General features: G+C 54.7%; 22 protein-coding genes, 2 tRNA genes and 1 rRNA gene. 8 read left to right on the top strand and 17 right to left on the bottom strand.

All coding sequences use genetic code 11. The annotated features are described in order from the left end of the window. Positions 1 to 43: 43 nt before the first annotated feature. The 4 genes from ACR42C_RS04255 to gmhB all read right to left on the bottom strand — a co-directional run bounded on the left by ACR42C_RS04255 (position 44) and on the right by gmhB (position 2,850). Positions 44 to 119 (bottom strand) — tRNA-Ala (locus tag ACR42C_RS04255). A gap of 108 nt (positions 120 to 227) precedes the next feature. After that, positions 228 to 304: transfer RNA gene (locus ACR42C_RS04250), tRNA-Ile, on the bottom strand. Positions 305 to 373: 69 nt separating this feature from the next. After that, a 16S ribosomal RNA gene (locus ACR42C_RS04245) occupies positions 374 to 1,913 on the bottom strand. A gap of 370 nt (positions 1,914 to 2,283) precedes the next feature. Beyond that, on the bottom strand, positions 2,284 to 2,850 hold the full coding sequence (gmhB, locus tag ACR42C_RS04240; protein ID WP_163330367.1) for a D-glycero-beta-D-manno-heptose 1,7-bisphosphate 7-phosphatase: 567 nt from the start codon (positions 2,848 to 2,850) through the stop codon (positions 2,284 to 2,286). A gap of 188 nt (positions 2,851 to 3,038) precedes the next feature. On the opposite strand from gmhB, the gene metN reads away from it, so the two are divergent. From metN to proS, 6 genes are all read left to right on the top strand, one after another. Then, on the top strand, positions 3,039 to 4,070 hold the full coding sequence (gene metN, locus ACR42C_RS04235; protein WP_048990396.1) for a methionine ABC transporter ATP-binding protein MetN: 1,032 nt from the start codon (positions 3,039 to 3,041) through the stop codon (positions 4,068 to 4,070). Then, positions 4,063 to 4,716 (top strand): methionine ABC transporter permease MetI, encoded by a 654-nt coding sequence (locus ACR42C_RS04230; RefSeq protein WP_014168730.1) that lies wholly within the window; start codon positions 4,063 to 4,065, stop codon positions 4,714 to 4,716. Before metN ends, ACR42C_RS04230 begins: the two co-directional genes overlap by 8 nt. A 40-nt stretch (positions 4,717 to 4,756) precedes the next feature. After that, on the top strand, positions 4,757 to 5,572 hold the full coding sequence (gene metQ / locus ACR42C_RS04225; protein WP_116344006.1) for a methionine ABC transporter substrate-binding lipoprotein MetQ: 816 nt from the start codon (positions 4,757 to 4,759) through the stop codon (positions 5,570 to 5,572). Positions 5,573 to 5,678: 106 nt separating this feature from the next. Further along, complete coding sequence (rcsF, locus tag ACR42C_RS04220; protein ID WP_008501883.1) at positions 5,679 to 6,083, top strand: Rcs stress response system protein RcsF; 405 nt, start codon at positions 5,679 to 5,681, stop codon at positions 6,081 to 6,083. After that, positions 6,080 to 6,787 (top strand): tRNA (N6-threonylcarbamoyladenosine(37)-N6)-methyltransferase TrmO, encoded by a 708-nt coding sequence (gene tsaA / locus ACR42C_RS04215; RefSeq protein ID WP_116344005.1) that lies wholly within the window; start codon positions 6,080 to 6,082, stop codon positions 6,785 to 6,787. The genes rcsF and tsaA overlap by 4 nt, the downstream gene beginning before the upstream one ends. 112 nt (positions 6,788 to 6,899) lie before the next feature. Then, the gene (gene proS / locus ACR42C_RS04210) at positions 6,900 to 8,618 is read left to right on the top strand and encodes a proline--tRNA ligase (RefSeq protein WP_163330364.1); all 1,719 of its coding nucleotides are present in this window, start codon (positions 6,900 to 6,902) and stop codon (positions 8,616 to 8,618) included. Positions 8,619 to 8,665: 47 nt separating this feature from the next. On the opposite strand, the gene nlpE is transcribed toward proS, so the two are convergent. The 3 genes from nlpE to ACR42C_RS04195 are packed head-to-tail and all read right to left on the bottom strand — an operon-like array spanning position 8,666 to position 10,363. Then, positions 8,666 to 9,364, bottom strand: a complete 699-nt coding sequence (gene nlpE, locus ACR42C_RS04205; RefSeq protein ID WP_479984801.1) for an envelope stress response activation lipoprotein NlpE — start codon at positions 9,362 to 9,364, stop codon at positions 8,666 to 8,668. A 34-nt stretch (positions 9,365 to 9,398) separates the two neighbouring features. Then, positions 9,399 to 9,821 (bottom strand): alternative ribosome rescue aminoacyl-tRNA hydrolase ArfB, encoded by a 423-nt coding sequence (arfB, locus tag ACR42C_RS04200; RefSeq protein WP_116344003.1) that lies wholly within the window; start codon positions 9,819 to 9,821, stop codon positions 9,399 to 9,401. Further along, positions 9,818 to 10,363 carry a YaeQ family protein gene (locus ACR42C_RS04195; RefSeq protein ID WP_320720902.1) on the bottom strand — a complete coding sequence of 182 codons (546 nt, stop codon included), beginning with the start codon at positions 10,361 to 10,363 and terminating at the stop codon, positions 9,818 to 9,820. Before ACR42C_RS04195 ends, arfB begins: the two co-directional genes overlap by 4 nt. Positions 10,364 to 10,559: 196 nt before the next feature. Between ACR42C_RS04195 and ACR42C_RS04190 the strand changes: the two genes are divergently transcribed. After that, complete coding sequence (locus ACR42C_RS04190) at positions 10,560 to 10,760, top strand: YaeP family protein (RefSeq protein WP_008501889.1); 201 nt, start codon at positions 10,560 to 10,562, stop codon at positions 10,758 to 10,760. Continuing rightward, positions 10,747 to 11,007 carry a Rho-binding antiterminator gene (rof, locus tag ACR42C_RS04185; protein WP_148420153.1) on the top strand — a complete coding sequence of 87 codons (261 nt, stop codon included), beginning with the start codon at positions 10,747 to 10,749 and terminating at the stop codon, positions 11,005 to 11,007. The genes ACR42C_RS04190 and rof overlap by 14 nt, the downstream gene beginning before the upstream one ends. A gap of 28 nt (positions 11,008 to 11,035) precedes the next feature. Here the strand turns inward: rof and tilS are convergent, their stop codons facing one another. The 10 genes from tilS to lpxD all read right to left on the bottom strand — a co-directional run bounded on the left by tilS (position 11,036) and on the right by lpxD (position 23,681). Next, a complete protein-coding gene (gene tilS / locus ACR42C_RS04180; RefSeq protein WP_316380895.1) occupies positions 11,036 to 12,325 on the bottom strand; it encodes a tRNA lysidine(34) synthetase TilS in 1,290 nt (429 codons plus the stop codon). A gap of 58 nt (positions 12,326 to 12,383) precedes the next feature. Continuing rightward, a complete protein-coding gene (locus ACR42C_RS04175; RefSeq protein WP_028015591.1) occupies positions 12,384 to 12,773 on the bottom strand; it encodes a VOC family protein in 390 nt (129 codons plus the stop codon). A gap of 65 nt (positions 12,774 to 12,838) precedes the next feature. After that, entirely contained in the window at positions 12,839 to 14,971 is a 2,133-nt protein-coding gene (locus tag ACR42C_RS04170; protein ID WP_479984800.1) for a lysine decarboxylase LdcC, read from the bottom strand. Between the two features lie 100 nt (positions 14,972 to 15,071). After that, positions 15,072 to 16,031, bottom strand: coding sequence for an acetyl-CoA carboxylase carboxyl transferase subunit alpha (accA, locus tag ACR42C_RS04165; RefSeq protein ID WP_013095666.1), 960 nt, complete (start codon positions 16,029 to 16,031; stop codon positions 15,072 to 15,074). A gap of 12 nt (positions 16,032 to 16,043) precedes the next feature. Next, positions 16,044 to 19,526 (bottom strand): DNA polymerase III subunit alpha, encoded by a 3,483-nt coding sequence (gene dnaE / locus ACR42C_RS04160; protein WP_479984799.1) that lies wholly within the window; start codon positions 19,524 to 19,526, stop codon positions 16,044 to 16,046. Between the two features lie 38 nt (positions 19,527 to 19,564). Beyond that, the gene (rnhB, locus tag ACR42C_RS04155; protein ID WP_061099164.1) at positions 19,565 to 20,161 is read right to left on the bottom strand and encodes a ribonuclease HII; all 597 of its coding nucleotides are present in this window, start codon (positions 20,159 to 20,161) and stop codon (positions 19,565 to 19,567) included. Continuing rightward, on the bottom strand, positions 20,158 to 21,306 hold the full coding sequence (gene lpxB, locus ACR42C_RS04150) for a lipid-A-disaccharide synthase (protein WP_316380901.1): 1,149 nt from the start codon (positions 21,304 to 21,306) through the stop codon (positions 20,158 to 20,160). The genes rnhB and lpxB overlap by 4 nt, the downstream gene beginning before the upstream one ends. Next, the gene (gene lpxA / locus ACR42C_RS04145; protein WP_023310462.1) at positions 21,306 to 22,094 is read right to left on the bottom strand and encodes an acyl-ACP--UDP-N-acetylglucosamine O-acyltransferase; all 789 of its coding nucleotides are present in this window, start codon (positions 22,092 to 22,094) and stop codon (positions 21,306 to 21,308) included. The genes lpxB and lpxA overlap by 1 nt, the downstream gene beginning before the upstream one ends. Before the next feature lie 3 nt (positions 22,095 to 22,097). Further along, positions 22,098 to 22,553 carry a 3-hydroxyacyl-ACP dehydratase FabZ gene (gene fabZ / locus ACR42C_RS04140; protein ID WP_010426706.1) on the bottom strand — a complete coding sequence of 152 codons (456 nt, stop codon included), beginning with the start codon at positions 22,551 to 22,553 and terminating at the stop codon, positions 22,098 to 22,100. A 102-nt stretch (positions 22,554 to 22,655) separates the two neighbouring features. Next, positions 22,656 to 23,681: a UDP-3-O-(3-hydroxymyristoyl)glucosamine N-acyltransferase gene (gene lpxD / locus ACR42C_RS04135; RefSeq protein WP_479984798.1), complete on the bottom strand. Its 1,026-nt coding sequence runs from the start codon at positions 23,679 to 23,681 to the stop codon at positions 22,656 to 22,658. Positions 23,682 to 23,683: the final 2 nt, after the last annotated feature.

The raw sequence follows: 23,683 nt of genomic DNA, 5'->3' as shown, positions 1-23,683 counted from the left end.
TTTCAGGTTCACTCTGAAGTTTTCTTGTGTTCGCAGTAAAAGATGGTGGAGCTATGCGGGATCGAACCGCAGACCTCCTGCGTGCAAAGCAGGCGCTCTCCCAGCTGAGCTATAGCCCCATCGTATTACAAATCTCTGTACCGGTAATTTTTCCTGAGACAAGGCGTGGAAACGCGAAGCATACATCAGTATGTGAGCGTTGCCGCAACGCAGTATCAGGGAAAATTTGGTAGGCCTGAGTGGACTTGAACCACCGACCTCACCCTTATCAGGGGTGCGCTCTAACCACCTGAGCTACAAGCCTGCAGAGATTTTTACTGCTGTTTTTCATCAGACAATCTGTGTGAGCACTGCAAAGGCAGGTTCTTTAAGGTAAGGAGGTGATCCAACCGCAGGTTCCCCTACGGTTACCTTGTTACGACTTCACCCCAGTCATGAATCACAAAGTGGTAAGCGCCCTCCCGAAGGTTAAGCTACCTACTTCTTTTGCAACCCACTCCCATGGTGTGACGGGCGGTGTGTACAAGGCCCGGGAACGTATTCACCGTGGCATTCTGATCCACGATTACTAGCGATTCCGACTTCATGGAGTCGAGTTGCAGACTCCAATCCGGACTACGACGCACTTTATGAGGTCCGCTTGCTCTCGCGAGGTCGCTTCTCTTTGTATGCGCCATTGTAGCACGTGTGTAGCCCTACTCGTAAGGGCCATGATGACTTGACGTCATCCCCACCTTCCTCCAGTTTATCACTGGCAGTCTCCTTTGAGTTCCCGGCCTAACCGCTGGCAACAAAGGATAAGGGTTGCGCTCGTTGCGGGACTTAACCCAACATTTCACAACACGAGCTGACGACAGCCATGCAGCACCTGTCTCAGAGTTCCCGAAGGCACCAATCCATCTCTGGAAAGTTCTCTGGATGTCAAGAGTAGGTAAGGTTCTTCGCGTTGCATCGAATTAAACCACATGCTCCACCGCTTGTGCGGGCCCCCGTCAATTCATTTGAGTTTTAACCTTGCGGCCGTACTCCCCAGGCGGTCGACTTAACGCGTTAGCTCCGGAAGCCACGCCTCAAGGGCACAACCTCCAAGTCGACATCGTTTACGGCGTGGACTACCAGGGTATCTAATCCTGTTTGCTCCCCACGCTTTCGCACCTGAGCGTCAGTCTTTGTCCAGGGGGCCGCCTTCGCCACCGGTATTCCTCCAGATCTCTACGCATTTCACCGCTACACCTGGAATTCTACCCCCCTCTACAAGACTCTAGCCTGCCAGTTTCGAATGCAGTTCCCAGGTTGAGCCCGGGGATTTCACATCCGACTTGACAGACCGCCTGCGTGCGCTTTACGCCCAGTAATTCCGATTAACGCTTGCACCCTCCGTATTACCGCGGCTGCTGGCACGGAGTTAGCCGGTGCTTCTTCTGCGGGTAACGTCAATCGACAAGGTTATTAACCTTATCGCCTTCCTCCCCGCTGAAAGTACTTTACAACCCGAAGGCCTTCTTCATACACGCGGCATGGCTGCATCAGGCTTGCGCCCATTGTGCAATATTCCCCACTGCTGCCTCCCGTAGGAGTCTGGACCGTGTCTCAGTTCCAGTGTGGCTGGTCATCCTCTCAGACCAGCTAGGGATCGTCGCCTAGGTGAGCCGTTACCCCACCTACTAGCTAATCCCATCTGGGCACATCTGATGGCAAGAGGCCCGAAGGTCCCCCTCTTTGGTCTTGCGACGTTATGCGGTATTAGCTACCGTTTCCAGTAGTTATCCCCCTCCATCAGGCAGTTTCCCAGACATTACTCACCCGTCCGCCACTCGTCACCCGAGAGCAAGCTCTCTGTGCTACCGTTCGACTTGCATGTGTTAGGCCTGCCGCCAGCGTTCAATCTGAGCCATGATCAAACTCTTCAATTTAAGTTTGATGCTCGTGAATTAAACTTCGTAATGAATTACGTATGTTCACTCAGAGACTTGGTATTCATTTTTCGTCTTGCGACGTTAAGAATCCATGTCACTTTGAGTGCCCACACAGATTGTCTGATAAATTGTTAAAGAGCAGTTGCAACGCGGCTTTCAGCTCACCGTTGCGAGGTGGCGTATATTACGCTTTCCTCTTTCAGAGTCAACCCGTTATTTCAGGATTTTTTCTCTTCAACCGACCGGGTTGTCTGTGAAGTGATTCACATCCGCCGTGTCGATGGAGGCGCATTATAGGGAGCTGCCGAGGAATGACAAGGGGAAATATACATTTTTATTTCGACCGCTCACCTTTTCGCCAGAAAGGCTATTTTTGATGCTTTTTTATCTCATTCGGCAGCTCAGCCAGGCTATTAATCACCCAATCCGCTGCATTTTCCGCTTCTGGCGTCACTGGCTTACCGGTGCGAACTAATATTTTGGTCCCTACACCCGCTGCTGTTGCTGCCTGCATATCTTCCAGTTTATCGCCCACCATATAAGAAGCAGACATATCAATGTGCAGAAACTCCTGCGCAGAGATGAACATCCCCGGATGCGGTTTACGGCAGTCACAGGTCTGGCGATACTCTTCTACCGTACCCTGCGGGTGATGCGGACAATAGTAGATGCCGTCGAGATCCACGCCGCGATCGGCCAGCGACCAGTCCATCCATTCGGTCAGCGTCTCGAACTGTGCTTCAGTGAATTTACCGCGCGCAATACCAGACTGATTGGTGACCACCACCAGCGCATAGCCCATCTCTTTCAGCTGGCGCATTGCCTCTATAACGCCGTCGATAAATTCGAACTCATCGATCTCATGCACATAACCGTGATCCACATTAATAGTGCCATCACGATCGAGAAAAATTGCGGGTACTGATTTTGCCACCGGTTTGCTCCTGAAAAAGGCCTGTTGAGCTAGTATCTCATGAATCGCAGCGCAATAAAGTGCTCATCGTACAGAGTTGGATTGATTTAGACGTCTGGATGCCTTAACATCCGTTTTGTTTACGGTCATCACCCGTATCTGGCAGAAGAAAATGCCACGGCTAACTTACATACGATAAAAATAATCTAATGATTAAACTTTCCAATATCACCAAAGTGTTCCAGCAGGGGAACCGAACCATTCAGGCGCTGAACAACGTCAGCCTGCATGTTCCTGCTGGTCAAATTTATGGCGTCATTGGCGCATCGGGTGCAGGTAAAAGCACGCTGATCCGTTGTGTTAACCTGCTTGAGCGCCCAACCCAGGGCAGCGTAGAAGTTGGCGGTCAGGAACTTACCGCCCTTTCAGAAAAAGAACTCACCAAAGCGCGGCGTCAGATTGGCATGATCTTCCAGCACTTTAACCTGCTGGCGTCCCGCACCGTGTTCGGCAACGTCGCCTTGCCGCTGGAGCTGGATAACACGCCGAAAGAAGAAGTGAAGCGTCGCGTTACCGAACTGCTCGACCTCGTGGGTCTGGGCGATAAGCATGATAGCTACCCGGCAAATCTGTCCGGTGGGCAGAAGCAGCGTGTCGCCATTGCCCGCGCGCTGGCCAGCAACCCAAAAGTACTGCTGTGCGACGAAGCCACCAGCGCGCTGGATCCGGCCACCACGCGTTCTATTCTGGAACTGCTGAAAGACATTAACCGTCGCCTGGGCCTGACGATCCTCCTTATTACGCACGAGATGGACGTGGTGAAACGCATCTGCGACTGCGTGGCGGTCATCAGCAACGGCGAGCTGATCGAGCAGGATACGGTAAGCGAAGTGTTCTCCCATCCGAAGACGCCGCTGGCGCAGCAGTTCATTCAGTCCACGCTGCATCTGGATATTCCGGAAGATTATCTGGAGCGTTTGAAAACCGAATCCACAGCAGACAGCGTCCCGATGCTGCGCATGGAGTTTACCGGTCAGTCCGTTGACGCTCCCCTTCTTTCCGAAACTGCGCGTCGCTTTAACGTGAACAACAACATTATTAGCGCGCAGATGGATTACGCCGGTGGCGTGAAGTTCGGCATCATGCTGACGGAAATGCACGGCACCCAAGAAGAAACCCAGGCAGCAATCGCCTGGCTGCAAGAACACCACGTAAAAGTAGAGGTACTGGGTTATGTCTGAGCCGATGATGTGGCTGCTGGTTCGCGGCGTTTGGGAAACGCTGGCAATGACCTTCGTATCGGGTTTCTTTGGTTTTGTAATTGGCCTGCCGGTGGGCGTACTGCTGTACGTGACGCGTCCAGGTCAAATCATTGAGAACGCGAAACTTTACCGTACGCTCTCTGCGCTGGTGAACATCTTCCGTTCTATCCCGTTCATTATTCTGCTGGTGTGGATGATTCCATTTACCCGCGTGATCGTCGGAACCTCTATCGGTCTGCAGGCGGCTATCGTTCCGCTGACCGTAGGCGCAGCGCCGTTTATCGCCCGTATGGTGGAAAACGCCCTGCTGGAGATCCCAACCGGTTTAATCGAAGCTTCCCGCGCGATGGGTGCCACGCCGATGCAGATCGTCCGCAAGGTTCTGCTGCCTGAAGCACTGCCGGGCCTGGTGAACGCGGCAACCATCACGCTCATCACCCTGGTCGGTTATTCCGCAATGGGCGGTGCAGTTGGTGCTGGCGGTTTAGGACAGATTGGTTACCAGTACGGCTATATTGGATATAACGCTACCGTGATGAATACCGTTCTGGTATTGCTGGTTGTTCTGGTTTACTTAATCCAGTTCTCCGGCGATCGCATCGTCCGGACCGTTACTCACAAATAACGTTACACACAACACAAACTCGACGAGTTAAGGATAAAACATGGCGTTTAAATTAAAGACCCTTGCAGCAGTAGGCGCGCTGATTGGCTCTCTGGCACTGGTGGGTTGCGGTCAGGACGAAAAAGATCCAAACCACATTAAGGTGGGCGTTATCGTGGGTGCCGAACAGCAGGTTGCTGAAGTTGCTCAGAAAGTGGCGAAAGAGAAATATGGTCTGGACGTTGAGCTGGTGACCTTCAATGATTACGTTCTGCCGAACGAAGCGCTGAGCAAGGGCGATATCGACGCCAACGCCTTCCAGCATAAGCCATACCTGGATCAGCAGATCAAAGATCGCGGTTATAAACTGGTGGGTGTGGGTAACACCTTCGTTTACCCGATTGCCGGTTACTCTAAGAAAATTAAATCGCTGGACGAACTGCAGCCGGGCTCTCAGGTTGCCGTACCTAACGATCCAACCAACCTTGGTCGTTCCCTGCTGCTGCTGCAGAAAGTGGGCCTGATCAAACTGAAAGACGGTGTTGGCCTGCTGCCAACCGTTCTGGACGTCACCGAGAACCCGAAAAATCTGAAAATTGTTGAACTGGAAGCACCGCAGCTGCCGCGTTCTCTGGACGATGCACAGATTGCCCTGGCCGTTATCAACACCACTTACGCCAGCCAGATTGGCCTGACGCCAGCAAAAGACGGTATCTTCGTTGAAGATAAAGACTCCCCGTACGTTAACCTGATCGTGACTCGCGAAGATAACAAAGACGCGGAAAACGTGAAGAAGTTCGTTCAGGCCTATCAGTCTGATGAAGTTTACCAGGAAGCCAACAAAGTGTTTAACGGCGGCGCTGTTAAAGGCTGGTAATCTCACCTCAGTGTAATATCATCAGGACGGGCTTATGCCCGTCTTGTCATTTGTGCAGTCACCTGATTCAATATCTGACGTTTTGATTATCCATTGAGGAATTATTATGCGTGCTTTACCGATCTGTCTTTTAGCACTCATGCTGAGCGGCTGTTCTATGCTAAGCAGATCTCCTGTTGAACCTGTTCAAAGCACGGCAACCCCGCCAAAAACTGAGCCTGCGAAACCGAAAGTGGTTCGCCCTGCGCCGGTTCGCATTATCACCAAAGCTGACGAACTGGTCGGCAAACCGTTCCGTGAACTGGGTGAAGTGAGCGGTGAATCCTGTCAGGCAACCAATCAGGACTCTCCACCGAATATCCCGACAGCGCGCAAACGTATGCAGATTAACGCCGCAAAAATGAAAGCTAACGCGGTGCTGCTGCACAGCTGCGAAGTCACCAGCGGCACGCCGGGCTGCTACCGTCAGGCGGTTTGCATCGGTTCTGCGCTGAACATCACGGCGAAATGAGTGCATTTCATTTTGAGCAGATAGGCGTTATCCACTCTCCGTATAAAGAGAAGTTTGCCGTACCCCGCCAGCCTGGTCTGGTCACCAGCGGCAGCGGCGAGCTTCATCTTCAGGCGCCTTATAACCAGGCCGATGCAGTACGCGGGCTTGAGGCGTTCAGCCACTTATGGGTGGTATTTGTCTTTCACCAGACAATGGAAGGCGGCTGGCGTCCCACCGTGCGTCCCCCGCGCCTGGGCGGAAATGCGAGAATGGGCGTGTTTGCGACTCGCTCGACCTTCCGTCCAAATCCGATCGGGATGTCGCTGGTTGAACTGAAGGGCATACGTTGCCAGAAGGAACAGGTCATACTTGAGCTGGGCAGTCTGGACCTGGTCGACGGCACGCCGGTTATCGACATCAAACCCTATTTGCCCTTCGCCGAAGCCCTCCCGGACGCGCGTGCAAGCTATGCTCAGGACGCACCGCAGGCGGATATGCCTGTTTATTTTACGCCTGAGATAACCGCGCAGCTTGGTCAACTGGAGAAACGCTATCCTCGCTTACGGGATTTCATCACTGAAGTTCTGGCACAGGACCCCCGTCCGGCCTACCGTAAAGAAGAGGAAGCAGGAAAAACGTACGCCGTCTGGCTGCTGGATTTTAACGTGCGCTGGCGCGTCACCGGGGCAGGTTTCGAAGTGTTTGCCCTTGAACCCAGGTAATTTTGTTCTCCTCTCTTTTGGCATCTTTGCCACACTGGTAAACTAAACCACTTTTTTTGTGTCAGGCTGGTGTTTCAGCCTGTTCCAATCGTCGAAATGGAACCGTAACAACATGCGTACTAGCCAATATCTGCTCTCCACTCTGAAGGAGACGCCTGCCGACGCCGAAGTGATCAGCCATCAGCTGATGCTGCGCGCCGGGATGATCCGCAAGCTGGCCTCCGGGTTATACACCTGGCTGCCGACCGGCGTGCGCGTCCTGAAAAAAGTCGAAAACATCGTGCGTGAAGAGATGAACAACGCCGGTGCTATCGAGGTGTCCATGCCCGTGGTTCAGCCCGCTGACCTGTGGCAGGAGAGCGGCCGTTGGGAGCAATATGGCCCAGAACTGCTGCGCTTCGTCGATCGCGGCGAGCGTCCGTTCGTTCTCGGCCCAACGCACGAAGAAGTGATCACCGACCTGATTCGTAATGAGCTGAGCTCTTACAAACAGCTGCCGCTGAACTTCTTCCAGATCCAGACCAAGTTCCGTGACGAAGTGCGCCCACGTTTCGGCGTGATGCGCTCTCGTGAATTCCTGATGAAAGATGCCTACTCTTTCCATACGTCACAGGAATCGCTGCAAGAGACCTACGACAAAATGTACGAGGCTTACAGCAAAATTTTCTCTCGCATGGGTCTGGATTTCCGTGCTGTGCAGGCTGATACCGGCTCCATCGGCGGCAGCGCGTCCCATGAGTTTCAGGTACTGGCACAGAGCGGTGAAGACGATGTGATCTTCTCTGACTCTTCAGACTACGCGGCGAACATCGAATTTGCAGAAGCGCTGGCACCAAAAGAACCACGCGGCGCGGCCACGCAAGAGATGACGCTGGTTGATACACCAAACGCGAAAACCATCGCCGAGCTGGTTGAGCAGTTCAGTCTGCCGATCGAAAAAACAGTGAAAACGCTGCTGGTGAAATCCACCGAAGGCAGCGCTTACCCGCTGGTTGCCCTGCTGGTGCGTGGCGATCATGAACTGAACGAAGTAAAAGCCGAGAAGCTGCCGCAGGTAGCCAGCCCGCTGACGTTCGCAACGGAAGCGGAAATCCGTGCCGTAGTGAATGCGGGTCCAGGTTCACTGGGTCCAGTCAACCTGCCTGTGCCGGTTGTTATTGACCGCACGGTTGCTGCAATGAGCGACTTCTCTGCAGGTGCGAACATCGACGGTAAACATTACTTCGGCATCAACTGGGATCGCGACGTGGCGACGCCAGAAGTGGCTGACATCCGTAACGTGGTTGCAGGCGATCCAAGCCCGGATGGTCAGGGTACCCTGATGATTAAGCGCGGCATCGAAGTTGGCCACATCTTCCAGCTGGGTGATAAATACTCTCGCGCGCTGAACGCCGCCGTTCAGGGTGAAGATGGCCGTAACCAGATCCTGACCATGGGCTGCTACGGTATCGGGGTGACGCGCGTGGTGGCTGCGGCCATCGAGCAGAACTACGACGAGCGCGGCATCGTCTGGCCGGACAACATTGCGCCGTTCCAGGTGGCTATTCTGCCAATGAACATGCACAAATCTTACCGCGTGCAGGAGCTGGCCGAGAAGCTGTACGCCGAGCTGCGCGCTCAGGGTATTGAAGTGCTGATGGATGACCGTAAAGAGCGTCCGGGCGTGATGTTTGCCGATATGGAACTGATCGGTATCCCGCACACCGTCGTCATTGGCGACCGTAACCTCGACAGCGATGAGATTGAATACAAATACCGTCGCAGCGGCGAAAAACAGATGATCAAGACCGGCGACATTCTTGATTACCTGGTGAAAGCCATCAAAGGCTAAACAAAAAACCCCGCTCAGGCGGGGTTTTTTAATGGCTCAACGTCAGCTTATTTGCTGCTACAGTCTTTGCCCGCAATAAATTTCGCGTCTTTATCTGCCACCAGCGTTTTCACCATCTCCCCGCTATCCGGGTTTGGCTCCAGCGTAAAGTGACCGTCAACCGTCAACAATATCGGCTTGCTGTCATTGCCGCGCGCCACGGCGTAATCACGTTCAAGCTGTGCATTGTTTGCCACGCTGACTTTCTTACCGGTAGCGCAGTCGGTAAAGATCGCCACATCCGCCATATAGAAATACATCCCCCGCATCGCCATCGGCGTGGCAGGCAGCGCCGCTTTCACCGGTGTCAGCGTGTAGTTGAACTGGGATTCAATCGGATTGCCTTCCCGGTCGAGCATTTCCATGTTCTCGCCTTTAGGGCGGAACCAGGTTTTGTCACCGGAAGTATCCGTCAGCACCAGCTTCTCAGCCGTACGCGCCCATGTCCCGTAAGTCGCAAATGAAGAGGGTTCTTTTGCGCCCTGATAGCGCTGGTTCATCACCCAGGTACCGTCTTTTTGCAGGAACAGTGACGTTTCAATGCCTTCGCAATCCGCGCAAGGCAATACGCCCCGCCAGCTCTGCTGCATTGGCTTTAACTCTTCATTCTGCGCTGGCTGCAAAACCTGCGTTTCAGAACGGTTGTTACACCCGAAAAGCGCAAACAGCGTACTCACTGCCAGCGCTGAAAATAATGCTTTTTTCACAATGAATTCCTTATGAAAATTGTGTTCCCTTTCGTCACTCCATCGGGCGACGAACTTTACCGCGTAGTGCTTTCACTGTGGATTTTTGAGCTTTCGAGGACAGCCGACGCTCTTTCGATGCGCGGGTTGGCCGCGTTGCCCGGCGGCTTTTTTGTACTGCCGTTAACTCTTTGATGACCGCCACCAGCCTGGCTACCGCCGCTTCCCGGTTTAATTCCTGGCTGCGGTACTCCTGGGCTTTAATCACGATCACACCTTCGCTGGTGATCAGGTGATGGCTGGCAGCGAGCAGACTTTCCTTATAATACTCTGGCAGGCTTGATGCCCGAATGTCAAAACGCAAATGGATAGCCGTTGAAGCCTTATTGACGTGCTGTCCACCCGCACCCTGAGCACGGATGGCGGTGATCTCCAGCTCGTTATCAGGGATGCTGACGTTTCGGGACAAAACGATCATGGCGCAGGCTGCCAGGCCGTCAGATGAATTTCCAGATTATTCTGAGAATCAGAAAGCCAGATGGCGCCGTCCTGAATCGTTGCCTGCAACGCCATCGTTCGGCTGGCGAACTCGCTCAGCTGCGCCAGCTGTTCATCATCCAGATACCAGACGGCGAGATTTTTAAACTGCGCGCATTTATTCTTATTTTGTTGCCACCAGATTTCCGCCGCGCGCTGGTTATAGGCGAATAAGGCCACTTCCGCGGACTGAGTACACGCCTTTTTAATCCTGCGCTCGTCCGGCAGACCGAGTTCAATCCATAAATCGATCCCAAGATGATCGTTGCGCAGCCAGGCTTCAGGCTCGTCTTCCGCGCTTAAGCCGCGGGTAAACTGCAGCCGCTCGTTGGCGTATTTAATCCACGCCAGCAGGCGCAGCATCATGCGCTCCTGAGTTTCGGAGGGGTGGCGTGCCAGAGTAAGCGACGCGTCCAGAAACTGGTTGCGATCAAGATCGGCCACGTTGACCACTGCTTTATAAATTGTCGCTTTCAGCGCCATGAGAGAACTCCATTCGAATCAGCCGCACATTGTAGCGAAAACAGAGGCAAAAGGCTGTTACGGAGTAATAAATACACCACTATCAAGGCGCTGATATTGCTTAAATGAGTATGGTATAGTCACCTTGCTAAACCGAGTTTATCTTCGTAGGCTTAATGATATCTCACAGTAAGTCAGTGCGCTGGCGGGAGGGGATGTGAATAATTATTGTGAGTTAATTCGCAAACGGTATGCGGAAATCGCCAGCGGAGATCTGGGGTATGTCCCGGACGCGTTGGGCTGTGTATTGAAAGTGCTTAATGAAGTGGCCTCTGATGAGAGCCTTTCAGAGTCGGTCAGGGAAAAAGCAGCGTATGCTGCGGCGAATTTACTGGTGAGCGATTATGTCGATGAATGATACTTATCAACCCATCAATTGTGATGACTATGACAACCTCGAACTCGCCTGCCAGCATCATTTAATACTGACGCTGGAGCTAAAAGATGGCGAAGTGTTGAAGGCGAAGGCCAGCGATCTGGTTTCACGCAAGAATGTGGAATACCTGGTCGTGGAAGACGCCGGTGCGACGCGTGAGCTGCGTCTGGACAAAATAGCCAGCTTCAGCCACCCGCAAATCGGCACCGTCGTGGTGAGCGAATCCTGATGACACTAACGGGCAGCCGGGCTGCCCGTTACGCTTTCCGCCACTCGAAGCATGCCCCTTCTTCTGTCCACCCCGCTTCCGTGATGAACACCCCTGCAGCAGCAATCAGCGTTTCACCGTAGAACAGCAGCGGCGTGGTGTCGCGCAGCCACGGCGGCACGTTGCATTCCTGCCATATCTTTTTCAGTTTCCGTCCCCCGTTGCGTCCGACGATATGCAGCAAGCCGCCAGCCTTAAAGCGCACGCTGACCGGTTCACCGGGGTTTGGCAGACGCACATGACCCGTCGGCATCAGAGAGACACTCCCCGCATCCTGGGGCAATATTAACGGAGCCTCCGGTGACGGCCAGTGGAGCACCACATTGGTCAGCGGGGGGAAGGATTTTACCCACCAGAGTTTTCCTTTATAGCGTCTGACCTCGAAGCCATTCAGGTGTACGCAAGGGGACGCATCTTCCCGCGCCTGTGCGACTTCGTCCCAGATGCGGCTCAGCATTGCCCGCGACGGCATCACAGCATGATGAGAGGCGAGCCAGCGGCGTAACAGCGCGGCCCGACGCACCGGGCTTGCCGCCTCCAGCGGCGCGATCGCCAGCGCACCGTCTTCAGAGATCAGATCAGCCAGCTCTTCGCTGAGTAACTCATCCAGCAGGCTTTCCTGTTCGGCGCACAGCATGGCGCTTCTTGCTGTCGCGTCGGCAAAATGCGGCCAGCGCTCGCTTAAAAGCGGGAGGACGCGCAGACGCAGGAAGTTACGATCGTAGCTGTCGTCCTGGTTGCTCTCATCTTCGATCCAGCTCAGCCGATGTTCCCGCGCCCAGGATTCCAGCGATGCGCGGGTCTCGCCAAGCAGCGGACGCAATAATTGCGTCCCGGCAAACTCAGAAAGCGCCGGCATGGCGGAAAGCCCAGCGGGTCCGCTGCCCCGCTTAAGCGCCAGCAAAAAAGTTTCGCACTGATCGTCCAGATGCTGCGCCGTGACCAGCGCTTCTCCAGTACGTAATGCCCCGGCAAACGCGGCGTAGCGAACTTTACGCGCCTGCGCCTCAATACCCAGTCCTTCATCCGCAAGCGTGACGCGCTCAACGACGAGCGGGATAGCCCACGCCTCACACAAGGCTTCACAGTGCGCCACCCACTCCTCCGCGTGTGGGCTTAACCCGTGATGGATGTGTATAGCCCGAAGCTGAACGTCAGGGTCCCGGTCGCGCCAGAGCCTAAGGCGATGCAGCAACACGGTGGAATCCAGGCCACCGCTAAACCCCACCAGCAGCTGGCGGTACGGTGAAACGGCTTGTGCGATAGCGGGTAAGGTCATAGGAAATTACACATAAAAAATGCCCGAACTGAGCGGGCATTATCACACAGGACAAACATTACTGCTGGTAAAGCTCCAGCGGCAGGCCATCCGGGTCGTTAAAAAAGGTAAAGCGCTTGTCGGTAAACGGATCGACACGAATCGCCTCGCACGTCACGCCGTGCGCTTCCAGATGTTTTACTGCGCTATCAAGGTCATCAACGCTGAAGGCCAGATGACGCAGGCCGCAGGCTTCCGGGCGGGACGGACGCGAAGGCGGAAAAGGAAAAGAGAACAGCTCAATCACATACTGCCCGTTTAACGCGAGATCGCCCTTCCAGGAGTCGCGCTCCTCGCGGTAGGCTTCGCTCATGAGCGTAAAGCCAAGAATGTCGCAGTAGAAGGCCTTACTTTTCGCATAATCGGTGGCAATGATCGCAATATGGTGAACCGCTTTTAAACCCAGCATAGCTTCTCCTTTTTATGATGCCTGAACGTTACAACCGAAAACCCACACCTGGCAAGCGGTCACATTTATTTTAGGACTCTCACCCAGTACACGCCGTTTTCATCGCGTTTCGCGCCGTGGATATCCGTTTCAAAGCCCGGATAGTGGCGTCCTACCGAACAGAGCATCAGCAGGAAATCGAGCACTGCCCGGCTCTCCTCGGTGATCATCTCACCCGGCATCAGCAGCGGCACGCCTGGTGGATACGGCAGGATCATGTTGGCCGATATCCGCCCGACCAGGTTTTCCAGCTCAATGGTTTCGATTTCACCTTTCACCTGCCGTTGCCAGGCCTTGTGAGGCGTCAGTTTCATATCAGGCAGGACATCAAACGCCTGGAGCATCAGGCGCGGCAGATCGTGCTGGCGGATCAGCCTGTGGATCCCCTGGGCCAGATCCTGAATGCGCATCGTGCGGTAGAAGTCAGGATCTTCCGCGTAGAGATCCGGCAGCATGTTCTTCACCCGCAGGTTGAGATCGTAGGCGCGCTTAAACTCCATCAGCCCGCGCAGCAGCCCCATTGCCCGAGTTTTATCGATCCCGATACTGAACAGGAACAGCAAGTTGTAGGGGCCGGTCTTCTCCACCACCACGCCGCGCTCGTCAAGGAACTTCGCCACCAGCGCGGCGGGGATCCCTTCATCTCCCATCACACCCTGCTCGTCCATCCCCGGCGTCAGGATCGTTACCTTAACCGGATCGAGGAACATGTGGTCCGCATCGGCATCCCGGAAGCCGTGCCAGCTCTCTCCCGGCGCGACGGCCCAGCACTCCGCCTCGTCGATCGCTTCCGGCTGCCAGATATCGAAGAACCAGCCGTCGACCTCATCCTTCAGCCGCTGGACCTCTTTACGGAAATGCAGCGCCCGTTCCACCGAGCGGTTAATCAGGCGTTTACCCGGATTACCGCGCAGCATCGCCGCGGCCGTTTCAATAGACGCCACCAGCGGATAGCTCGGTGAGGTGGTGGTGTGCATCATAAAGGCTTCGTTAAACGTATCCTCGTCGTACTCGCCTTTGATATGAATAAGAGACGCCTGCGAAAATGCGGCCAGCATTTTGTGCGTCGACTGCGTTTCGAAAAACACTTTGCCCGGCACGCGCTCGCCGCTCATCCCACTTTTACCCGAATAAATCGGGTGGAAATTGGTGTACGGCACCCACGCGGAATCGAAGTGGATCGACGGTACGTCCAGCGTCTGCTTGATCCAGTTCGTATTGTAGAGCAGACCATCATAGGTGGAGTTGGTAATCACCGCATGAACAGGCCAGCTTGCGCCAGGAGTTGCCGCGACCTTACTTTCAATGGCGTCATGAGTGAACTCCCGGCGCGGAATGCCGCCGAGGATACCGAGCGCGTTACGCGTGGGTGACAGCCAGATCGGGACGACGTCGCTCATCATCAGCAGGTGCGCCAGCGATTTATGGCAGTTACGGTCAATCAGCAACGTGCTTCCGGCTGGCGCGGCGTACATTCCGACGATTTTGTTCGAGGTCGAGGTGCCGTTGGTCACCATATAGCTCTGCTCGGCGCCAAAGGTGCGGGCGATATACTCTTCAGCTTCAAGATGCGGGCCGGTGTGATCCAGAAGAGAGCCTAACTCGGTCACTGAAATCGACACGTCTGCTTTCAGGGTGTTGCCGCCGAAGAAATCGTAGAACAGGCACCCCACCGGGCTTTTTTGATAGGCCGTTCCGGCCATGTGTCCCGGCGTACAGAAGGTGTATTTCCCCTCTTTCACATAGGTGAATAGCGCGCGCGTAAACGGCGGTGTGATGTTATCAAGATATTCGCCAGTGTATTGCTGAATGCGGGTCGCAATATCTTCCGCCACGCCGAGCGAGTATTCAAAGAACCACAGCGCCATGCGCATATCGTGAGCGCTGACGTCCATGGTGGAGTGAGTGTTGATAAAGGCGTAGAGCGGAAGATATTCATTCAGCCTGTTGATCTCGCTGCACAGCTCCATGTCGTATTCGTCCCAGTCGAATATCACGCCACAGATGCGCGGATTATGTTCGATGAATTTCAGCAGATCGGCGCTGTTCTGCGGCCAGATTAGCTGATATCCGCGTGCTTTAAGGGCTTGCTCCAGCTCCTTGATGGGCTCGTCTTTATAAAAGACGCCGTGTGGCCCCATGATGGCAATGATGTTCATGGTTTACCTCCTTGAAAAACATCAGATAAGCATAGTTAAGGTAAACGGCAGGTATAAAAAAAGCCGCAACATCGTGCGGCTTTTCAGATAATTGTGAAGCTTATGCGTAACCGTAGGTCATCAGACGCTGGTAACGACGGTTGAGCAGATCTTCTTTGCTCAGGACGTCCAGATCGGCCAGGTCGGCCAGCAGCTGTGCTTTCAGGGAAGCAGCCATCACTTCCGGCTTACGATGCGCGCCGCCCAGAGGTTCCGGGATAACGGTGTCGATCAGCTTCAGCTCTTTCAGACGTGGCGCAATGATGCCCATCGCTTCAGCGGCCAGCGGCGCTTTGTCGGCGCTTTTCCACAGAATGGACGCACAGCCTTCCGGAGAGATAACGGAATAGGTGCTGTACTGCAGCATATTCACTTTATCACCCACGCCAATCGCCAGCGCACCGCCGGAACCACCCTCACCGATAACGGTGCAGATGACCGGAACCTTCAGGCGAGACATCTCCCGCAGGTTACGTGCGATGGCTTCAGACTGGCCACGCTCTTCCGCGCCCACGCCAGGGTATGCACCCGGAGTATCGATGAAGGTGATGATAGGCATATTGAAACGCTCGGCCATCTCCATCAGTCGCAGGGCTTTACGGTAGCCTTCTGGTGCTGGCATACCGAAGTTACGACGGATTTTCTCTTTGGTTTCACGGCCTTTCTGATGACCAATGATCATCACCGGGCGTCCGTCCAGACGCGCGATACCGCCGACGATAGCTTTGTCGTCAGCGTATGCGCGATCGCCTGCCAGTTCGTCAAATTCGTCAAACGCCAGGCGGACATAATCCAGGGTGTACGGACGCTGTGGGTGACGCGCCAGCTGGGCGATCTGCCATGCGCCGAGATCGGCAAAGATTTTGCGCGTCAGTTCTACGCTTTTTTCGCGCAGACGATGCACTTCTTCGTCGATGTTAATATCCAGTTTTTCATCCTGACGGCTTACCGCTGTCAGAGAATCGATTTTCGCTTCCAGCTCAGCAATCGGCTGTTCGAAATCAAGGAAATTCAGACTCATAGTATTCCTGTATTAGTCAAACTCCAGTTCCACCTGCTCCGAACCAATGAGGCCACGCAAATCGTTCAGTAAACGATCGCTCGGAGAGACACGCCACGTTGCGCCAAAGCGCAACCGCGCACGTGCATCCGCCCTCTGATAGTAGAGATGTACTGGAATGGTCCCCGAGCGGTGGGGTTCCAGAGACTGACGGAGTCGGTTTAAAAGCTGGTCATCAATTTGCCTGTCCGTCAGCGAGATAGCAAGCCCGCGAGCATATTTTTCCCGGGCTTCGTCAATGTCCATCACTTCGCGGGCGGTCATTTTAAGCCCCCCACTGAAGTCATCAAAGCTGACCTGTCCGCTGACGATAAGTATGCGGTCTTTTTCCAGCAATTGCTGGTATTTATCCAGCGCGTCGGTGAACAGCATCACCTCCAGACGCCCGGAACGGTCATCTAACGTACAGATGCCGATACGATTGCCGCGCTTGGTGACCATAACCCTTGCAGCAATCACGAGCCCCGCAGCCGTGGTGATTTTACCACGATCTGTCGGATGCATGTCTTTTAGCCTGTTGCCTCCGACATAGCGCTCAATTTCTTTGATGTACTGGTTGATCGGGTGTCCCGTCAGGTACAAACCTAACGTTTCACGTTCACCATCCAGCACCACCTGTTCTGGCCAGGGCTGACAGTTGGAGTAAGACTGCTCAATCTGCTCTGGCTCTTCCGCCAGTACGCCAAACATATCCGCCTGGCCAATGGCTTCCGCTTTCGCGTGCTGATCGGCTGCTTTCAGCGCATCGCCGAGAGAGTTCATCAGCGCGGCGCGGTGCGGCCCCAGCCTGTCGAACGCGCCGGACATGATCAGCTTTTCCAGCACGCGGCGGTTCAGTTTTTTGGTATCGGTACGGGCGCAGAGATCGAATAGCTCGCGGAAGTAGCCGCCGTTGTTACGCGCTTCGATGATCGCCTCGATCGGCCCCTCACCCACGCCTTTGATCGCGCCGATCCCGTAGACGATCTCTCCGTCATCGTTGACGTGGAAATGGTAAAGCCCGGAGTTAATATCCGGCGGCAGGATCTTCAGACCCATACGCCAGCACTCATCCACGAGGCCAACCACCTTCTCGGTGTTGTCCATATCGGCGGTCATCACCGCCGCCATAAACTCAGCGGGATAGTGCGCTTTCAGCCACAGCGTCTGGTACGAAACCAAAGCATAGGCAGCGGAGTGGGATTTGTTAAACCCGTACCCGGCGAATTTCTCCACCAGGTCGAAGATTTTCATCGCCAGTTCGCCGTCAACGCCGTTTTTCTTCGCACCGTCTTCAAAAATAGAGCGCTGCTTGGCCATCTCTTCCGGTTTTTTCTTACCCATAGCACGACGCAGCATGTCCGCGCCGCCGAGGGTATAGCCGGAAAGCACCTGGGCAATCTGCATGACCTGTTCCTGATACAGGATGATGCCGTAGGTTGGCTCCAGTACCGGCTTCAGGCTTTCGTGCTGCCACTGCACATCCGGGTAGGAAATCTCTTCGCGTCCGTGCTTACGGTCGATGAAGTTATCTACCATCCCTGACTGCAGCGGGCCCGGACGGAACAGGGCCACCAGTGCGATCATATCTTCGAAGCAGTCGGGCTGCAGGCGTTTAATCAGGTCTTTCATGCCGCGGGATTCAAGCTGGAAGACGGCTGTCGTCTCCGAGCGCTGCAGCATGTCGAAGCTTTTCTTGTCATCCAGCGGGATGGCCGCGATATCCAGCGGCGGCTCGCCGTTCTTCTCGCGGCGGGCGTTGATCATTTCCAGCGCCCAGTTAATGATGGTCAGCGTGCGCAGGCCGAGGAAGTCGAACTTCACCAGCCCGGCGTATTCCACGTCGTTCTTATCGAACTGGGTGACCGGGTGCTGGCCCGCTTCGTCGCAGTAGAGCGGTGCAAAGTCGGTGATTTTGGTCGGGGCGATAACCACGCCCCCCGCGTGCTTACCGGCGTTACGCGTCACGCCTTCAAGCTTACGCGCCATGTCGATCAGCGCTTTGACTTCTTCGTCAGCTTCGTAGATTTCCGGCAGCTGCGGCTCGGCTTCAAACGCTTTTGCCAGCGTCATGCCCGGATCGGGCGGTACCAGCTTAGAAATACGATCGACAAAACCGTACGGGTGACCCAGCACGCGGCCCACGTCGCGGATAACCGCTTTCGCCGCCATGGTGCCGAAGGTAATGATCTGCGAAACCGCGTCACGGCCGTACATATCGGCTACGTGCTCGATAACCTGGTCGCGTTTTTCCATGCAGAAGTCGACGTCAAAGTCGGGCATGGAAACACGTTCCGGGTTGAGGAAGCGTTCGAACAGCAGGTCAAATTCCAGCGGATCGAGGTCGGTGATTTTCAGCGCATACGCCACCAGCGAGCCCGCCCCCGAGCCACGGCCCGGACCAACCGGAACGCCGTTATCCTTCGACCACTGGATAAACTCCATTACGATCAGGAAGTAGCCGGGGAAGCCCATCTGGTTAATCACCTGAAGTTCAATATCCAGGCGTTCGTCATACTCCGGACGACGTTTTTTACGCTCTTCTTCATCCGGGAACAGGAATTCGAGACGCTCTTCCAGACCTTCTTTCGATTTCATGACCAGGAAATCTTCCGTGGTCATGTCCCCCGTCGGGAACTGCGGCAGGAAATATTCGCCGAGGCGCACGGTCACGTTACAGCGCTTGGCAATCTCCACGCTGTTTTCCAGCGCTTCCGGAATGTCGGAGAAGAGCTCGCACATCTCCTCTTCGCTGCGCATGTACTGCTGCGATGAGTAGTTGCGTGGACGTTTCGGATCGTCGAGGGTGAAGCCATCGTGGATAGCAACGCGAATTTCGTGCGCGTCAAAATCACCGGACTCCAGGAAACGCACGTCATTCGTCGCCACAACGGGCAAGCCGCGCTCTTCTGCCAGCGCGACAGCAGCGTGCAGATAGTTCTCTTCATCCTGCCGACCGGTTCGAATCAGTTCCAGATAGTAACGATTCGGGAAGTACTCTTCATAGAACGAGACGCATTGATCCACCAGCGCGCTGTTACCGCGCAGCAGTGATTTACCGACATCGCCCATGCGGCCACCGGAGATCAACAGCAGCCCTTCGTTCAGTTCAGCCAGCCATTCCCTGTCAATCCACGGGCCCAGTGCGCCGTAACCGCGCTGATAGGCTTTTGAGATAAGCAGGGTAAGGTTTTGGTAGCCCGAATTGTTCATGGCTAACACGGAGATTTGCGTCAGCTCATCGCCGATGAGATCGCTCTGCACATGAAAATCCGCACCGACGATAGGCTTCATTCCCGCGCCATGCGCCGTTCCGTAGAACTTCACCAGGCCACACAGGTTGGTAAAATCGGTGATCGCCAGCGCGGGCATGCCCAGAGAGGCCGCCTTTTTTACCAGCGGCCCGGTCTTCGCCAGCCCATCGATCATGGAATAGTCGCTATGCACCCGCAGGTGTACGAAACGTGGTTCAGCCATCTTCAGATTCCGCGTTACTTAATTGCTTGCGTATTGATTCAGGACACCAGTCCCAGCGCGCGCTTCACCGGGCCAAAACTGCGCCGATGATGTTCGGTTGCGCCATGTTCAGCCAGCTTTTCCAGATGGAAAGCCGTTGGATACCCCTTATGCTGGCCGAAACCATACTGAGGATAAGTAAGGTCCAGCGCGGCCATTTCGGCATCGCGCGTCACTTTGGCAATAATAGAAGCTGCACTGATCTCTGCGACGCGACTGTCGCCTTTAACGACGGCCATAGAAGGCATAGGCAGCGCCGGGCAACGGTTACCGTCGATCAGCACATATTCAGGCACAACCTTCAGGCCAGCAACAGCTCGCTGCATTGCCAGCATCGTGGCGTGGAGAATATTCAGATCGTCAATCTCATTCGGCTCTGCGCGCCCAACGCTCCAGGCCAGCGCCTTCTCTTTAATTTCATCGAACAGTGCCAGGCGGCGCTTCTCACTCAGTTTTTTTGAGTCATTCAGACCAATAATCGGGCGCGTTGGATCGAGGATCACCGCCGCGGTCACCACGGCCCCCACCAGCGGGCCGCGTCCGACCTCATCCACTCCGGCAACGAGGTGCGTGTGGGGATAAATAAATTCCATCATTTTGCTAACTCCAGCACTGCATCAGCCGCTTGCTCATCAGCATTACAGCGGATCAGCTGGTGCAGTTCACGGAAGGTATCGTGCATCTGGTGGCTGGTCTTGCCGTTGGCCAGCAGCGGCAGCAGGGCATCCGCCAGCGCCTGCGGCTGGCACTCATCCTGCAGCAGCTCTTTTACCAGCTCGCGCCCGGCAAGCAGATTTGGCAGGGAGACATAATCCGTTTTCACCAGACGTTTTGCCAGCCAGAAGGTAAACGGCTTCATACGATAACCGACCACCATCGGGCATTTCGCCAGCATACACTCCAGCGCCGCCGTACCAGAGGCCAGCAGAGCGGCATCGCTCGCGTACATGGCTTCCCGTCCTTTTCCGTCGAGAAGACGGACGTGAAGACCGGGGGCGACTTCGGCTTTGATGCGCTCAAACTGCTCGCGGCGTTTGGCATTCACCAGCGGCACAACCACTTCAAGATCGGGATAGGTCTGGCGAAGAATCTGCGCGGTCTTCAGGAAATCAGCGCTCAGCATCTCTACCTCTGCGCCACGGCTGCCCGGCAGCAGCGCCAGACAGTGCACATCGTGCGGGATGCCCAGCGCGTCGCGCGCCGCGTTTTTATCCGGATCCAACGGCATCGCATCCGCCATGGTATGACCGATAAAACGGCACGGAACATTAAATCTGTCGTAAAACGCTTTTTCGAAAGGCAGGAAAGCCAGCACCAGGTTGGTGGACCGTCCGATTTTGAAAACGCGTTTCTGTCGCCACGCCCACACGGACGGACTGACATAGTGAATGGTTTTGATGCCCTGCTTTTTCAGATTACCTTCGAGGGTAATGTTGAAATCGGGTGCATCGATACCGACGAACACATCGGGTTTGAGTTCGGTAAAGCGGCGGGTGAGATCGGCACGAATATGCAGCAAGCGTCGCAGGCGCCCCAGCACCTCAACGATGCCCATAACGGCCAGCTCTTCCATTTCATACCAGGCTTCACAGCCTTCGGCCTGCATCAGCGGGCCCGCTACGCCCACAAAGCGAGCATTGGGTACACGCGCCTTAAGCGCACGGATGAGACCTGCACCAAGAATATCGCCGGAGGTTTCTCCGGCGACCAGGGCTATCGTAAGCGGACGACTGTCGACCATTAACGAATCAGGCCCCTTGTTGAACGGTCAAAGAACTCCATGAACGCGTTCACTTCAGGATGCTTGTTCGCCAGTTCGGCAATTTCCGGCTTCGCCTCTTCCAGCGTTTTACCACTACGGTACAGCAATTTGTACGCGTTGCGGATGGCGGTAATCGCTTCGCGGCTAAAACCACGACGCTTGAGGCCTTCGATGTTCACGCCAAACGGCGTGGCATGGTTGCCCTGCGCAATCACATACGGTGGGACGTCCTGCGCCACACCGGAGCATCCGCCGACCATCACGTGTGCACCAATGATGCAGAACTGATGGACTGCGGTCATGCCGCCAATAATTGCGAAGTCATCAACCGAAACGTGTCCTGCCAGCGTTGCGTTGTTGGCAAGAATACAGCGGTCACCCACGGTACAGTCGTGCGCGATATGCGCATTAACCATAAACAGGTTGTCGCTGCCCACCTTCGTCAACCCACCACCCTGCACGGTTCCACGATGAATGGTGACGCTTTCGCGAATGCGGTTACGATCGCCAATTTCCAGACGGGTCGACTCACCAGCATATTTCAGATCCTGGTTAACTTCGCCGATGGAAGCGAACTGATAGATCTCGTTATTGCAGCCAATGGTCGTGTGACCATTCACGACAACGTGAGATTTCAGTACTGTACCCTCACCAATTTCGACATGGGGTCCAACAATACAGAACGGGCCAATGTGGACGTTAGCACCAATGATGGCACCGGTTTCCACAATAGCGGTAGGATGAATAAAGGCGGATTTATCAATCACGTATCAGGACTCCCGGCTACGAGCACACATCATCGTCGCTTCGCAAACAACTTTGCCGTCAACCAGCGCTACGCCTTTGAAGCGAGTCAGGCCACGACGCGTTTTTTCAAAAGTGACTTCCATGATCATCTGATCGCCAGGCACGACAGGACGCTTGAAGCGCGCTTCATCAATACCTGCGAAGTAATACAGTTCACCCGGCTCCAGCTTACCGACGCTTTTAAACGCCAGAATACCGGTAGCCTGAGCCATCGCTTCCAGAATCAACACACCCGGGAAGATAGGCTTACCCGGGAAGTGTCCCTGGAAGAATGGTTCATTCACGGAAACATTTTTCACTGCGCGCAGAAAACGACCTTCTTCAAAATCCAGCACGCGGTCTACCAGCAGAAACGGGTAGCGGTGCGGCAGAAGTTCTAAAATCTCTTCAATATGCAGAGTATGAGTGTCAGTAGTCAAAATACTCTTCCTGTCAAAATGTACTGATAACAATAATAACACGGCCTGCCGGTTTATTAGAAAGCCGACAGGCCGGGAAAGATAGCGTTAAACGGGTGACGTTTAGTCTTGTTGATCGATCTTACGCTCAAGAGACTTGAGTCGCTTGCTCATATCATCAATGTTCATCACCAGAGCTGCTGTTTTACGCCATACCTTGTTGGGTTGCAGCGGAATACCGGAGGAATAGACGCCAGGTTCAGTGATAGGACGCATTACCATGCCCATACCCGTCACCGTCACCTTGTCGCATATTTCCATATGGCCATTAATCACGCTCGCGCCGCCAATCATGCAGTAACGACCAATTTTCAGGCTGCCCGCCATGATGACGCCCCCCGCAACCGCGGTATTGTCGCCAATCACAACGTTATGCGCAATCTGGCACTGGTTATCGATGATAACACCATTACCAATGATCGTGTCGTCGAGTGCACCACGGTCGATCGTTGTACAGGCCCCGATCTCCACGCGATCGCCAATAATAACGCGACCAAGCTGCGGGATCTTAACCCAGTTACCGCGATCGTTCGCGTAGCCAAAGCCATCAGAACCAATCACGGTACTGGACTGGACGAGGCAATTTTCGCCGATTTCAACTTCATGATAAACGGACACATTGGCCCATAAACGGGTTCCAGCGCCGATTTTCGTATTTTTCCCAACAAAGCATCCAGGGCCAATGACGACGTTATCGCCCAGCTCAACGCCAGATTCAATAACCGCACTCGCGCCAACGGCCACGTTGTTACCCAGCTTAGCCGTCGGATCAATCGCTGCGCTGGCAGCAATGTTCTGCGCCGGCTGCGGCGTGGTATCAAGAATTTGAGCCATGCGTGCATACGTCAGGTAGGGATTTTTCACTACCAGCGCGCTTCCAGTGGCAAAGGGAAGATCGTCCTGCGTCAGAACAACAGCTGACGCCTGGCATTGAGCCAGTTGTTCACGGTACTTAGGGCTTACCATGAAGGTAATCGTGCCAGCTTTAGCAGATTGCATGGACGCAACAGCGGTGATGACGATATCGCCATCACCGTGTAATTCTGCATCCAACTGCTGAGCTAAATCAGCCAGTCGAATTGAAGGCATTA

This window comes from Enterobacter sp. MG-EB028 (genome assembly GCF_056673305.1).
This window is presented reverse-complemented; position numbering and strand designations above follow the sequence as displayed.

Coding starts and splice junctions, on each gene's coding strand:
- metN (WP_048990396.1), top strand. CDS start 3,039: ATGATTAAACTTTCCAATATCACCAAAGTGTTCCAGCAGGGGAACCGA.
- ACR42C_RS04230 (WP_014168730.1), top strand. CDS start 4,063: ATGTCTGAGCCGATGATGTGGCTGCTGGTTCGCGGCGTTTGGGAAACG.
- metQ (WP_116344006.1), top strand. CDS start 4,757: ATGGCGTTTAAATTAAAGACCCTTGCAGCAGTAGGCGCGCTGATTGGC.
- rcsF (WP_008501883.1), top strand. CDS start 5,679: ATGCGTGCTTTACCGATCTGTCTTTTAGCACTCATGCTGAGCGGCTGT.
- tsaA (WP_116344005.1), top strand. CDS start 6,080: ATGAGTGCATTTCATTTTGAGCAGATAGGCGTTATCCACTCTCCGTAT.
- proS (WP_163330364.1), top strand. CDS start 6,900: ATGCGTACTAGCCAATATCTGCTCTCCACTCTGAAGGAGACGCCTGCC.
- arfB (WP_116344003.1), bottom strand. CDS start 9,821: ATGATCGTTTTGTCCCGAAACGTCAGCATCCCTGATAACGAGCTGGAG.
- ACR42C_RS04195 (WP_320720902.1), bottom strand. CDS start 10,363: ATGGCGCTGAAAGCGACAATTTATAAAGCAGTGGTCAACGTGGCCGAT.
- rof (WP_148420153.1), top strand. CDS start 10,747: ATGTCGATGAATGATACTTATCAACCCATCAATTGTGATGACTATGAC.
- tilS (WP_316380895.1), bottom strand. CDS start 12,325: ATGACCTTACCCGCTATCGCACAAGCCGTTTCACCGTACCGCCAGCTG.
- ACR42C_RS04175 (WP_028015591.1), bottom strand. CDS start 12,773: ATGCTGGGTTTAAAAGCGGTTCACCATATTGCGATCATTGCCACCGAT.
- ACR42C_RS04170 (WP_479984800.1), bottom strand. CDS start 14,971: ATGAACATCATTGCCATCATGGGGCCACACGGCGTCTTTTATAAAGAC.
- accA (WP_013095666.1), bottom strand. CDS start 16,031: ATGAGTCTGAATTTCCTTGATTTCGAACAGCCGATTGCTGAGCTGGAA.
- dnaE (WP_479984799.1), bottom strand. CDS start 19,526: ATGGCTGAACCACGTTTCGTACACCTGCGGGTGCATAGCGACTATTCC.
- rnhB (WP_061099164.1), bottom strand. CDS start 20,161: ATGATGGAATTTATTTATCCCCACACGCACCTCGTTGCCGGAGTGGAT.
- lpxB (WP_316380901.1), bottom strand. CDS start 21,306: ATGGTCGACAGTCGTCCGCTTACGATAGCCCTGGTCGCCGGAGAAACC.
- lpxD (WP_479984798.1), bottom strand. CDS start 23,681: ATGCCTTCAATTCGACTGGCTGATTTAGCTCAGCAGTTGGATGCAGAA.